The 12,053-nt window shown below is 60.2% G+C and carries 11 protein-coding genes; 9 read left to right on the forward strand and 2 right to left on the reverse strand.

What is annotated here, in order from left to right:
• The first annotated feature begins 56 nt into the window (after positions 1-56).
• Positions 57-779, forward strand: coding sequence for a GntR family transcriptional regulator (locus AC0NIL_RS13095; RefSeq protein WP_063172756.1), 723 nt, complete (start codon positions 57-59; stop codon positions 777-779).
• 229 nt (positions 780-1,008) lie between these two features.
• On the opposite strand, the gene AC0NIL_RS13100 is transcribed toward AC0NIL_RS13095, so the two are convergent.
• Positions 1,009-1,686, reverse strand: coding sequence for an MIP family channel protein (locus AC0NIL_RS13100; protein WP_013530368.1), 678 nt, complete (start codon positions 1,684-1,686; stop codon positions 1,009-1,011).
• A 181-nt stretch (positions 1,687-1,867) separates the two neighbouring features.
• Here AC0NIL_RS13100 and AC0NIL_RS13105 point away from each other — a divergent pair, with 181 nt between their 5' ends.
• From AC0NIL_RS13105 to AC0NIL_RS13125, 5 genes are all read left to right on the forward strand, one after another.
• Positions 1,868-3,157 (forward strand): RsmB/NOP family class I SAM-dependent RNA methyltransferase, encoded by a 1,290-nt coding sequence (locus AC0NIL_RS13105; protein ID WP_473572347.1) that lies wholly within the window; start codon positions 1,868-1,870, stop codon positions 3,155-3,157.
• Positions 3,158-3,297: 140 nt separating this feature from the next.
• Positions 3,298-3,756, forward strand: coding sequence for a PaaI family thioesterase (locus AC0NIL_RS13110; RefSeq protein ID WP_013530371.1), 459 nt, complete (start codon positions 3,298-3,300; stop codon positions 3,754-3,756).
• 141 nt (positions 3,757-3,897) lie between these two features.
• The gene (locus tag AC0NIL_RS13115; protein ID WP_013530372.1) at positions 3,898-4,566 is read left to right on the forward strand and encodes a 5'-methylthioadenosine/S-adenosylhomocysteine nucleosidase; all 669 of its coding nucleotides are present in this window, start codon (positions 3,898-3,900) and stop codon (positions 4,564-4,566) included.
• A gap of 48 nt (positions 4,567-4,614) precedes the next feature.
• Positions 4,615-6,177: a glutamine-hydrolyzing GMP synthase gene (gene guaA / locus AC0NIL_RS13120; protein WP_063170137.1), complete on the forward strand. Its 1,563-nt coding sequence runs from the start codon at positions 4,615-4,617 to the stop codon at positions 6,175-6,177.
• A 316-nt stretch (positions 6,178-6,493) separates the two neighbouring features.
• Positions 6,494-7,747, forward strand: a complete 1,254-nt coding sequence (locus tag AC0NIL_RS13125; protein WP_473572345.1) for a tyrosine-type recombinase/integrase — start codon at positions 6,494-6,496, stop codon at positions 7,745-7,747.
• On the opposite strand, the gene AC0NIL_RS13130 is transcribed toward AC0NIL_RS13125, so the two are convergent.
• Positions 7,728-8,096, reverse strand: a complete 369-nt coding sequence (locus tag AC0NIL_RS13130; RefSeq protein WP_473575004.1) for a helix-turn-helix transcriptional regulator — start codon at positions 8,094-8,096, stop codon at positions 7,728-7,730. The two genes, AC0NIL_RS13125 and AC0NIL_RS13130, sit on opposite strands and share 20 nt — an antisense overlap.
• Positions 8,097-8,958: 862 nt before the next feature.
• On the opposite strand from AC0NIL_RS13130, the gene AC0NIL_RS13135 reads away from it, so the two are divergent.
• The 3 genes from AC0NIL_RS13135 (at position 8,959) to AC0NIL_RS13145 (ending at position 12,029) form a co-directional block, all read left to right on the forward strand.
• Positions 8,959-10,356 (forward strand): hypothetical protein, encoded by a 1,398-nt coding sequence (locus tag AC0NIL_RS13135; protein WP_473572343.1) that lies wholly within the window; start codon positions 8,959-8,961, stop codon positions 10,354-10,356.
• 93 nt (positions 10,357-10,449) lie between these two features.
• Positions 10,450-10,608, forward strand: a complete 159-nt coding sequence (locus AC0NIL_RS13140; protein WP_473572341.1) for a hypothetical protein — start codon at positions 10,450-10,452, stop codon at positions 10,606-10,608.
• Positions 10,609-10,619: 11 nt separating this feature from the next.
• The gene (locus AC0NIL_RS13145; RefSeq protein ID WP_473572455.1) at positions 10,620-12,029 is read left to right on the forward strand and encodes an anti-phage deoxyguanosine triphosphatase; all 1,410 of its coding nucleotides are present in this window, start codon (positions 10,620-10,622) and stop codon (positions 12,027-12,029) included.
• The last annotated feature ends 24 nt before the right edge of the window (positions 12,030-12,053 follow it).

A 12,053-nucleotide genomic window follows, 5' to 3' on the forward strand; every position in this document is an offset into this window, starting at 1 on the left:
GATTTTTGCACTCACTCATGATAGCCAGACAAAATCTGAGAGATCGCCAACCGAGCATGAAGTCACCAAATCAAGGTCAACAATCTGGGGATGCGCAACTCGCGCGCTGGAGCCCGGTATACCGAGCACTAAGCGAAGCGATCATCAGCCATCGTATCCCCCCTGGGACGAAGCTTCCCGAGGACGAGCTCTCGTCGATTTATTCCGTAAGCCGGGCCTTGGTTCGTCAGGCATTGCAGGCCCTTTCTCATGATCGGCTTGTTCGTCTGGAGCCGAACCGTGGTGCTTTTGTCGCCCAGCCGACAAAACAGGAAGCACGAGAGGTATTCGAAGCTCGCGCGCTTATAGAGCCAAAGGTGGCCGCGCTTGCCGCTGAAGTGGCAAAGCCGGCGGCCATCAAGCAATTGCGGCACCATCTGACCATGGAGCACGAAGCCCTGCATGCCAATCAGGACGGCGAAGCGATCGTTCTGTCCGCGAGGTTCCACCTCGCGATCGCCGACATCGCTGGGCACGCCACCCTTGCGGGTTTTGTCAAGGATCTCTTATCGAGATCTTCTCTGATTATAGCCCTTTATTGGAAGCGTCGGGACACAACCTGCGAAAGCCATGCCCATCACGCCCTTGTTGACGCCATAGAACGCCATGACGCCAAGGCCGCGGCAGACTTGATGAGAAGTCACCTTGTCGATCTGCTTTCCGGCCTGGACCTTGCGTTCACAGGCCAGCAGGAGCGAAGCCTCTCGGAAATGCTGCAAACAGTGCCGACGGGGAGATAGTTTGGCTCCTCAGCCTGTCCTATTTGGCGCAACCGCGACCGCAGGCGATGTCCGTTCTCGGGCGCCGCAAAATTCAGTTCCAGGACCGACATGAGGCGTGAAGCTGCCGTCTAGGGCCGAGCCTATTTAAGTCGTCATCGGGAATAGAAGACTTACCGCGTCTATCGTGCCAATCGCGAAGGCGCGGGCCATGGCCCGCGCCTTCGCATATTCAGCCTTCCAAAAAAGCTCAGTCCTTCTCGAAGATGCGCGCCTTGGCGACAACGCCGGCAATGGCGCCGCCGATCAGCGGTGCCACGATGAACAGCCAGAGCTGGCCGATCGCCGCAGTTCCCGAAAACAGTGCCGGACCGATCGAGCGGGCCGGGTTGAGCGACGTGCCGGTCACCGGGATGATGGCGAAGTGCAGCCCTGCCAGCGTCAGGCCGATGACCAGTCCGGCGAACGCCGTCGAGTGCTTTTCGGCCGTGACGCCAAGGATCACGGTGACGAAGGTGAAGGTGCCGATCACTTCCCACAGGAAGGCCGAACTGACACCCCATTTCGTCACATCCCAGCCATTGGCGCCGAAGCCGGTGGTGTGTCCGCCAACCTGGCCGGAGACGATGATCCACAACGCCAGTGAAGCAAGGACGCCGCCGATGACCTGCGCGATCCAGTAGGGGATGACGTCCTTGGCCGGCAGCCGGCCGGCAAGGAAGACGCCGAGCGTCACCGCCGGATTGAGATGCGCGCCCGAAATGGGGCCGATCGCATAGGCCGCGGCGATGAGGCCGATGCCGAACGCCAGACCGATGCCTTCCTGGCCAAGCGGCAGCGCGCCGCCGAAGCCGCCCGTCACCACAGAAGCCGTACCGATGAACACCAATAGAAATGTGCCTAGAACTTCCGCCAGATAAGTCTTCATTGCCCTCTCCTCGTGTCGATCCGCCGGTTCACCTTTTCGCGCCGCGAATCACAATCGGAAGAGTATTCGCAACCAGAAAAGTTGGAAAGCAGAGCGGTTGTGCCGGCCGACCTGCTTGTGCGCGCCGGTTGCGCGCTCTAGAGCAGGGCCGGAATAATTTTCTGCGTGACGGAACAAGACAATGCGACTGGGCGGAAGGCTGGCTGCGGCCATCGAAGTGCTGGAAGACATCGGCCGGCGCCACCGGCCGGTGGCGGACGCGCTGAAGGATTGGGGCCTGTCGCATCGCTTCGCCGGCGGCGGCGACCGTGCGGCCATCGGCAACATCGTCTATGACGCCTTGCGCCACAAGCGTTCCGCGGGCTGGCTGCTGGGGCAGGACACGCCGCGCGCCATTGGCTTCGGCGCCCTGCTGCTCGAATGGGGGCAGACGGCCCAGTCGCTCAACGAGGCGCTGGATGGTGACAAGTTCGCACCGCCGCTGCTGACCGCCGCCGAGCTTCAGGCCATCGCCGACGGTCGGCTCGCCGATGCGCCGGACGCGGTGCGGGCGGATGTTCCCGACTGGTGCGCGCCGCTTTTCGAGCGAGCCTTCGGCCCGAGTTGGGCCGACGAGGGCGCTGCACTGGCGACGCGCCCGCCGCTCGACCTCAGGGTCAACACCTTGCAGGCCAACCCCGACAAGGTGCTGGCCGAACTGACGGGAACCGGCGCCAAACCCGCGGCAATCGCCCCGCACGGCATCCGCATTCCACCGATCGACGGCGATGGCCGGCACCCGAATGTGCAGGCCGAACCGGCCTTCCAGAAGGGCTGGTTCGAGGTTCAGGACGAAGGCTCGCAGATCGCGGCCGCCCTTGCCGGGGCCGAAGCCGGCATGCAGGTGCTGGATTTCTGCGCCGGCGCCGGCGGCAAGACGCTGGCACTGTCGGCTTCGATGGAAAATCGTGGCCAGATCTTTGCCCACGATGCGGAGAAAGCACGGCTGGCGCCGATCTTCGACCGCATCCGTCGTTCGGAAAACCGCAATGTGCAGGTGGTCACCAAGCCCACGGAACTCGCGCCGCTCGGCAACCACATGGACATCGTGCTGGTCGACGCGCCCTGCACCGGCAGCGGCACGTGGCGGCGCCGCCCCGACGCCAAATGGCGGCTGACGCAGAGGCAGCTCGATACCCGCAAGGGCGAACAGTCGGCGATCCTCGATGCGGCCAAAGCCTATGTCAAACCGGGCGGCCTGCTGGTCTACATCACCTGCTCGGTGTTTGATGAGGAGAATGGCGAGCAGATCGCGGCCTTTCGGGACCGTAACAGCGGCTTTGTTCCCGTCGACCACCGCCAGCTCTGGGACAGCCGTTTTCCCGGCCATCCGGCAGCCGCGCGCATCGGCGCCAAAGGCGACATCTCGCTGTCGCCGGCGCTGAGCGGCACCGACGGGTTTTACTTCTGTGCGTTGCGCAGGTCGGCCTGAATCCGATCGGATGTCGCCTATTCCTGGCGGATGCGTTGCGCCAGCCGGCAGGCCAGGCCGATTGTGCAGTGCAGCAAAAGCATTTGCCTGCCGTCCATGCCTCTGCAATAAGCTTATCCGCATAAAGGAAGGCAGCGGCCATGGCAGCAAAGATCGTACCCGCCCCGGACTATGAGGATCGCGTCAGGACCTCCTTCGCACGCCAGAAGGCGATGGCCACGATCGGCGCCGAACTGACGCTGGTGACGCCCGGCATCATCGAGATCGAGATGCCCTATTCGGCGGCACTCACCCAGCAGCACGGCTTCCTCCATGCCGGCGTCATTTCGACCGCGCTGGACTCGGCCTGCGGCTATGCCGCTTTTTCGCTGATGCCGGAAAATTCCGGCGTGCTGACCATCGAGTTCAAGGTCAACCTGCTGGCGCCGGGCAGGGGCGAGCGCTTCCTGTTCCGCGGCTCGGTGACCAAGCCAGGCCGCACCATCATCGTCGCCGACGGCCAGGCCTACGCCTTTGCCGCCGACGGCGAGGCCAAGCTGATCGCCACCATGACCGGAACGATGATGACGGTGGTCGGGCGTGATGGGATAGAAGGGTGAGTGGCCGGTTCGCCGCAGGCGAATTCATCGTGCCGGTGGCACGATGAAAGGCCACGGACGCCGGGAGCTGCCGGAGGCAGCGGGTCCCGGCGAGCGGCGGCGCAGATAAGCAGGTGATCGGGCGGAGAGGAGCAAATCATCATGACCGATAAAATTCGCCGCCTGTCGGGCAAGGACGTCCTCTTCGTCATGGCGGCGCAGGCCGAATACGGTCCGCATCTCAAGCAGCTGTTCACGCCATTGATGACAGGTGTCGGTCCGGTCGAGGCCGGCGTCAGGCTAGGCGCTGAACTCTCCTGGCTGAAGTCGCAAAAAACCCTGCCCGACCTCGTCGTGTCGCTCGGCTCAGCCGGCAGCCGGACGCTGGAGCAGACGGGAATCTACCAGGCGGTTTCGGTCAGCTACCGTGACATCGACGCTTCGCCGCTCGGCTTCGAGAAGGGTGCCACACCCTTCCTCGACCTGCCGGTGACCGTGCCATTGCCCTTCAAGATACCTGATATCAAGCAGGCGACGCTATCGACCGGCGGCGCGATCATCACCGGTGCGGCCTATGATGCTGTTAACGCCGACATGGTCGACATGGAGACCTTCGCCTGCCTGCGCGCCTGCCAGTTGTTCGACATTCCGCTGATCGGGCTGCGCGGCATTTCCGACGGGGCGGCGGATCTCAGGCATGTCGGCGACTGGACCGAATATCTTGAAGTCATCGATGAGAAGCTGGCGGAGGCCGTCATGCGGCTCGAACAGGCCATCGGTTCGGGCACGCTTCTGAAAGATTCGCCGCATGAAGACGCCAGACCGCTCTGAAACTCGCAACCCATTGCGTCGACTCATTTCTTTCTCTAAACGCTCGCCATGAAAACAGCCAATCATCCCGATACCGTCCTGATTGTCGATTTCGGCAGCCAGTTCACCCAGCTCATCGCCCGCCGCATCCGCGAGGCCGGCGTGTTTTCCGAGATCGTGCCGTTCCAGTCGGCCGAAGCGGCATTCAAGCGCATCAATCCGAAAGCCGTGATCCTGTCCGGCGGCCCGGCTTCGACCGGCGATATCGGCAGTCCGCGCGCGCCGCAGATCGTCTTCGACGCCGGCGTGCCGGTGCTCGGCATCTGTTACGGCCAGATGGCCATGTGCGTGCAGATGGGCGGCGTCGCCGAAAGCTCCGACCATCGCGAATTCGGCCGCGCCTTCGTCGAGATCCAGAAGGACAGCCCGCTGTTTGAGGGCCTGTGGGCGCCCGGCCAGCGCCACCAGGTGTGGATGAGCCATGGCGACCGCGTCATCTCCTTGCCCACCGGCTTCGAGGTGTTCGGCAAATCGGAGGGCTCGCCCTTCGCCATCTTCGGCAACATCGAGCGCAAGATGTACGGCATCATGTTCCACCCCGAGGTGGTGCATACGCCCGACGGTGCCCGGCTGCTCAGGAACTTCGTCCACAACATCGCCGGCATCGAGGGCGACTGGACCATGCGCGCCTACCGCGAGCACGCGGTCGAGGCGATCCGCAAGCAGGTCGGCAAGGGCAAGGTCATCTGCGCGCTGTCGGGCGGCGTCGATTCCTCCGTTGCCGCGCTGTTGATCCACGAAGCGGTCGGCGACCAGCTGACCTGCATCCTTGTCGACCACGGCCTGATGCGCAAGGACGAGGCCGCGGGCGTGGTGGCGATGTTCCGTGAGCACTACAATTTGCCGCTCATTCTGGTCAACGCGTCGGACCGTTTCATCGACGCCCTCGAGGGCGAGTCGGATCCGGAGAAAAAACGCAAGACCATAGGCCGGCTGTTCATCGAGGTGTTCGAGGAAGAGGCCAAGAAACTCGGCGGCGCCGAATTCCTGGCGCAAGGCACGCTCTATCCCGACGTGATCGAAAGTGTCTCCTTCACCGGCGGCCCGTCGGTGACGATCAAGTCGCACCACAATGTCGGCGGCCTGCCGGCGCGCATGAACATGCAGCTGGTCGAGCCGCTGCGCGAGCTGTTCAAGGACGAGGTCAGGGCGCTGGGCAAGGAGCTTGGCCTGCCCGAGAGTTTCATCGGACGCCATCCATTCCCCGGCCCGGGCCTCGCCATCCGCTGCCCCGGCGGCATCACCCGCGAAAAGCTGGAGATCCTGCGCGAAGCCGACGCCATCTATCTTGACGAGATCCGCAAAGCCGGCCTCTACGATGCCATCTGGCAGGCATTCGCCGTGCTGCTGCCGGTGCAGACGGTCGGCGTGATGGGCGACGGCCGCACCTACGAGTTCGTCTGCGCGCTGCGCGCCGTCACCTCGGTCGACGGCATGACGGCGGATTTCTACCACTACGACATGGCCTTCCTGGGGGCTGCTGCCACCCGCATCATCAACGAAGTCCGCGGCATCAACCGCGTCGTCTACGACGTGACGTCGAAGCCGCCTGGAACAATCGAGTGGGAATAAAGCTCGGTCGTTCGCCAGCATTCGGCGACTATCGCCGAAACGTCATTAAGCGCTTGAATTTAAGCTGCTTTGGTCTCTACGTCTATCGCTGACTATCGCCCCTAAGCGGAATCATTTGGCGGTAGATCTGACGGCATTCCTTTTCGCGCCATCTTCCCTACAGACTGATGCCGTCACTGCGCCGGATTCAAGCCTGTTGGCGTCTTTCGAGGCAAAGTATTGAATTGAATGGGCTCTCGCAGAGCCTTGACGGTAAAACGAATGACGGTAAAACTAGGCATGAACAACCCTAGATGCGCCCCACCCTTCTCCTCCTATGCTCACCGACATCGCACTTAAGAAGCTGAAATCAAAAGATAAAATATACAAAGTCACCGATCGTGACGGTATGTACGCGACCGTGGCTCCCACGGGGCAAATATCGTTCCGATACGACTACCGAGTGAATGGTCGGCGAGAGACAGTGACGCTGGGCCGCTATGGTGAGGGAGGCATCACGTTAGCAGAGGCGCGTGACCGCTGTCTTGCCGCACGAAAAATGGTGGCCGCCGGAAAATCACCAGCCCAGGAAAAGCAGCGTCAAAAGCGGCGCCTGTCTGAGACTGGCACGTTCGGCGATGCGGGCAGAAGATGGTTTAAAGAGGCGAAGATGGCGGACAGCACGCGCTCCATGCGCAAAGCCGTCTTCGATCGAGACATCTTGCCGGTTTGGGATAAAAGGCTCCTCACAGAAATAACAGCGGACGATTTGCGGGCGCTCTGTGCAAAGGTCAGGGGCCGGGGCGCACCAGCAACGGCAATTCATGTCCGGGATATCATTAAGCAGGTCTATGGTTATGCCATTCTGCAAGGCGAGAAGATCGCCAATCCGGCGGACGAGGTAGGACCGGCGTCGATAGCCACCTTCGAGGCGAAAGACCGCGCGTTGTCACCCGTAGAAATTCGAATCATGCTCAAAGAGTTGGAAAATGTGCCGACTTTGCCAACCATTCGGCTGGGGCTAAGGCTGATCCTGCTCACGATGGTTCGGAAAAGTGAGCTTCTGGACGCGACGTGGGATGAGGTTGACTTCGAGAACGCCGTATGGAGCATTCACAAAGAGCGAATGAAGCGGAAGAAGCCACATAACGTCTACCTCTCCCGCCAGTCCCTCGATATCATGATTGCGCTGAAGACCTGCGCTGCTACCTCTCGATATGTGCTTCCATCTCGCTACGACGCCGACGAACCCCTGTCGCGCGCGACTTTCAATCGGATTACCATGGCGATTGTAGACCGCGCAAAAAAACAGGATCTGCCGCTTGCTCCCTTTACGGTGCACGATCTACGGCGGACCGGCTCCACCCTACTGAACGAGATCGGATTCAATCGCGACTGGATCGAAAAATGCCTTGCCCACGAAGACAGTCGCTCCTCCCGCGGCGTCTATAACAAGGCTGAATACGAACCGCAGCGGCGCCACATGCTGCAGGAATGGGCCGACATGATTGAAGCGTGGACGGCTGGCAATAAACACGCACCAACACTGCAGCCGATTTCCGGGGCAGCCGTCATCCTCGATCCGATTTGACGGGTCTCGTCTTTCGTGACCGCACGTCTGGTCCCGGGGCCAGTTCGATTGAACCAGCAGAGGACGCGTTCCGCCGTTCCTGAATCCAGGCTTCGACTTCTCCTAGGTCCCAAACGACGCAGCGGGGGGCCAGATTGAAACGTCGAGGAAACTCGCCTCGTTGTTCCATTTCATAAATGGTCGTGTCCGATAGCGGGACGATTGCTCGCAATTGCGATCTTCGAACAGTTCGCACGACCTGTCGCTCCTCAATGTGCGGTAGAACCGGAAGGGGGCGACCCGCTGGCGCGGCCTCTATGTCCTGGCAGCTTTCGCTTTGAGTTTGCTTCTGCCGTTTGACCATTTGCATACCGAAGGGCTCCTTCCGGCCAATGATCGCGCATCTGCTCCAATCTGAGTATACCTCTCAATTACGAGCACATCGTCTCCTTCGACCAACCGGCGAGCTTTGCGATGAAGCCTAGGTCTTGCTCACGAGCACACCGACTTCGCGACTGTGTCCCAAATGCGTTCTGTCTCTTGGGCCGTTTGGACCGGTCGTCTTCGCTCAGGGTCAACCCTTTGCATAGCTCCACGTCGGGTGGATTCATGTAGCCCCGGAATCCAGGTCCTCATCGCTCCGATTCTCGGCTTGCGGAATGAACCTGATCGTCGCGGCGCGTGATAGTCCCGATGATCGCGCCGCCATCTCTCATACTGCCTCGCCGTTCGAGGACGGGACGGAGCACCGTGCCATCCATTGCGGGTTCGATCACGCGAGCTCAAACGTGCTCTGCTCGACGACGGCACCCCTTAGCATAACTGTTTTGCGCCCTCATAATGGACATTCAGCAATAGCAAAGTTTCGAACACGACCGGGCAGATGTGCCGGCCAGATCGCGTCGGCAACGTCCACAAATAAGCGATCTTGAGGAGCGAGGCGCGCAATTTGAATATGGTGCTTGGGGCCTTGGGCGTGAGAGCTTGACACAAGGTCAGATGTTCTCTATTTGTTCCGCAGACCTAGTGAAAAAAGAGTAGCTTTCTGGTTTTGCTATCGCGGCGGCTTGAGCCGTCCATTGCCCATCCGCACAAGTTGGCCGCCTTTCAAAGTTGGGGAGATTACGGGGGCGTGAGCCAACGTCATTTGGCCATTGCGAAACTTGCGGATAGGATAAACAAGACAGGCACGCACGGCGTGTTGAGGCGTTGTGGATTCAAAGGAAAGTGACTTGGGCGGTTCGCATAACAAGCCTGATCAACCTGACGTAGCGGTCTTCAGAAAAGATGAAACATTGGACCGGCTAGCGGAAACGTTTAACGTGGCGCAGTTCGTAAGCTTCGCGCCGGCAGTCGGCGGACCCGCGCAGCAGTTCTGCCGCATCGCCGGTTTCGAGGCAAACCATCAGTTCGAATCCGTCGCCGATGCCATACAGTCTCTTTTCGAGCGCAGTTCCGAAGGCACGGTAAACGTTCGCAGCTTTAGCGCTGATCAATCCCAAAGCCGCGAGTTTGTCTACGGCCTGGACACTGCCGCTGCTGCGGTGACCGCGGTCGAGCGCATGGCCGACGAGGGGGCCTTCACGATTGTCAACGAGACGATCGATGTTTCGGACGGTGGTATCTCGGGCGTCGTGATGGGTGATGTAGTCGAGTTCCGCCCCGACATGACGCCTCGCGGAGTAGAAAATCCCGGGTTCGCGCGCCTTCCCGCGGACAAGGCTGTCCAGCTCTTCAAGACAGTCTACGGAGTGGAAGTCGATTTCGCCGACGGCCGAAACGGACGCCTTGAATTCAGTCTGCATCCCAGACCTCGGGGCTGGAAGAAGGGCAACGTGATCTTCTGGGAGCATTCCGAGGACTTCTTCTCGGCCGGGTTGGTCAAGGCCGAGTGGCCCAACGATTTCAGCCGCATGATCGGCGACAAGGCTTATGGGCTTCTGATCGCGGATATAAGCGGGTTTCCCGTTCCGAGAACCACGGTCATAGGCCGGCGAGTCGCACCCTTTTCATTTGGCCGGGCTACGGGTCTTGAAGAGGTATGGATACGAACTAGCCCACGGGAGCAGGTGCCCGGCAAGTTCACCACCGCACGGGGATGGCAAGATCCGTTCGCCTTGCTCCAAGCTGAGGATCCTGACGGCACCGCCATCTCTTCGGTGCTTTCGCAGAAGGGCGTCGCGGCGCAGTGGTCAGGTGCGGCGATCGAGACATCGACTGGTGTTCTCGTGGTCGAGGGGATCAAAGGAACCGGAGACCGCTTTATGGTCGGACTGGCAGATCCCGAACCGGTTCCCGATGGCGTTCTTGCACGGGTACGTGACGTCCATGCCAGGCTAGTCGGTGCTCTTGGCGCGACCAGATTCGAATGGGTCTTCGACGGAGCGGAGCTTTGGATCGTCCAGTTGCATAGCGGGGCCAGCGTATCGGACGGTGACGTCATCGTGCCCGGCGATGCAGGCGAGTGGGTGGACTTCGACGTCTCTCAAGGATTGGAGGCACTTCGGTCGCTCTCCTCCAGCCTGAAGCCAGACACAGGCATTAACCTCGACCGTAGAATCGGCCTGACTAGTCACCTGGCGGATGTTTTGCGGAAAGCACGGGTTCCGGCGCGCGTAGGCGCCCGGTAGTCTTTCTGAAGACGGGTATTCGAAAAACTGGACTTAAACCAACAAGGCGCATGCTCGTTATACCTCGTTCGCAGCGCTCACAGGAGGAAGAATATGGCATACACGGCAGTAATCGAAGCCCGAAAGGCTGCAGAAGCTAAGCAGGAGAGTGTTCGTGAAGCCGTACGGCTCGGGATGCAGCTCAAGCGCGAGGTGGAAGCGAAGAAGGCTGCACAGGAGTTGGTGCGCGCGCAGGCCCAGGTGCGCCGATAGTGCGCGTGAAGATGTACAGCGATGAGGACCGGCAGCGCCAGAATGGCGAGGCCGGGGACTCGGACCCCTGGAGACCACCCTTCGTTAGGGATTTCGGCAGGATTATCCACAGCGCCAGTTTTAGACGGCTGCAAGGGAAGACGCAGGTCTTTCCCGGACACGAGTCCGACTTCTTCCGAAACCGGCTGACGCACTCGCTCGAAGTCTCGCAAATTGCGGAAGGTATCGCGGACCGCCTGAATCATCTATACGACGAAGCTCTAGGTGATCGGAAGATCGACAGCAGGCTGTGCGCGGCGGCTGGTCTTGTTCACGACATCGGACACCCTCCTTTCGGCCACAACGGCGAGCGAGCGCTAGATGGGAAGATGAGGATGTATGGTGGGTTCGAGGGGAATGCCCAGACGCTACGCATCTTGAGCCGCCTTGAGAAGAAGGCGAAGTACGAACAGCCTGTAGATGGTGACGTGCGTGCCGGCATGAACCTGTGTTTTCGTACACTGGCTGCCGTCTTGAAATACGACGTCGAGATAGAGACAGAACGCCCGGAGGCTACCAAGCCGAAAAAGGGGTATTATGCGTCCGAGGCAAAGATTGTCGCGGACATTAAACAGAAGGTCCTGGGTGGAACGCAGGTTCCGGCTAACACGAAGTTCAAGACTGTCGAATGCGCGATCATGGATATCGCGGACGACATCGCCTACTCCGTTTACGATCTGGAAGACAGCCTCAAAGCGGGTTTCCTGACACCGGCGTCAATCTTAGGAACTGATGACGAATTGCTCGGGAGGGTCGCAAAGGACGTAACGAAAGAGCTGAAGGACGAGATCGGCGAGACCATCTCTATGCAGCAGGTCCAGGCGACGTTCGTAGCCATGTTCAGTGACATCTTCGCGACAGGCGAAACCAAGACGTCGGATGTTGAGGATGAACGGCAGCAGGCTGATATAGCCAATTTCATCAATGCGATAAGGGCTTCCCGTGATCTAAACATGGACGCAGGGAAGAGAATGAAGCTTTCCTCGGAACTGGTCCACGAATTCATCAACGACGTGGAGCTAACGATCAACGAAGAGTTTCCGGCGCTTTCGACGGTGAAGCTGGTCAAGAGTACGCGCATCAAAGTCGAAATCCTCAAGCAGTACACGTATCTGTCGACGATCTACTCGAACCGGGTCAAGCTCGGCGAATACCGCGGCACCCAGCTGGTGGAAGATATTTTCGACGCGCTTGAGAAGGAGAACGGGCATCTGCTCATGCCGGACGACGTGCGCAAGCAGGTTCAGGATGCCGATAAAGACAAGGCATTGAAAGCCCGCCACATATGCGACTTCGTCGCCGGGATGACGGACAGGTATGCTGTGGAATTCTGGGCACGGCTTCGGTCCGATACAGCGGAAAGCATCTTTAAGCCGATCTAGTCGAATGACTGCGCAATCGAGGAG

It is taken from the genome of Mesorhizobium sp. WSM1343 (assembly GCF_055901535.1).

Excerpts from the sequence above, each read along its gene's own strand:
- AC0NIL_RS13145 (WP_473572455.1), top strand. The coding sequence starts at position 10,620 with ATGTACAGCGATGAGGACCGGCAGCGCCAGAATGGCGAGGCCGGGGAC.
- AC0NIL_RS13100 (WP_013530368.1), bottom strand. The coding sequence starts at position 1,686 with ATGAAGACTTATCTGGCGGAAGTTCTAGGCACATTTCTATTGGTGTTC.
- AC0NIL_RS13140 (WP_473572341.1), top strand. The coding sequence starts at position 10,450 with ATGGCATACACGGCAGTAATCGAAGCCCGAAAGGCTGCAGAAGCTAAG.
- AC0NIL_RS13125 (WP_473572345.1), top strand. The coding sequence starts at position 6,494 with ATGCTCACCGACATCGCACTTAAGAAGCTGAAATCAAAAGATAAAATA.
- AC0NIL_RS13095 (WP_063172756.1), top strand. The coding sequence starts at position 57 with ATGAAGTCACCAAATCAAGGTCAACAATCTGGGGATGCGCAACTCGCG.
- guaA (WP_063170137.1), top strand. The coding sequence starts at position 4,615 with ATGAAAACAGCCAATCATCCCGATACCGTCCTGATTGTCGATTTCGGC.
- AC0NIL_RS13110 (WP_013530371.1), top strand. The coding sequence starts at position 3,298 with ATGGCAGCAAAGATCGTACCCGCCCCGGACTATGAGGATCGCGTCAGG.
- AC0NIL_RS13130 (WP_473575004.1), bottom strand. The coding sequence starts at position 8,096 with ATGCAAATGGTCAAACGGCAGAAGCAAACTCAAAGCGAAAGCTGCCAG.
- AC0NIL_RS13115 (WP_013530372.1), top strand. The coding sequence starts at position 3,898 with ATGACCGATAAAATTCGCCGCCTGTCGGGCAAGGACGTCCTCTTCGTC.
- AC0NIL_RS13105 (WP_473572347.1), top strand. The coding sequence starts at position 1,868 with ATGCGACTGGGCGGAAGGCTGGCTGCGGCCATCGAAGTGCTGGAAGAC.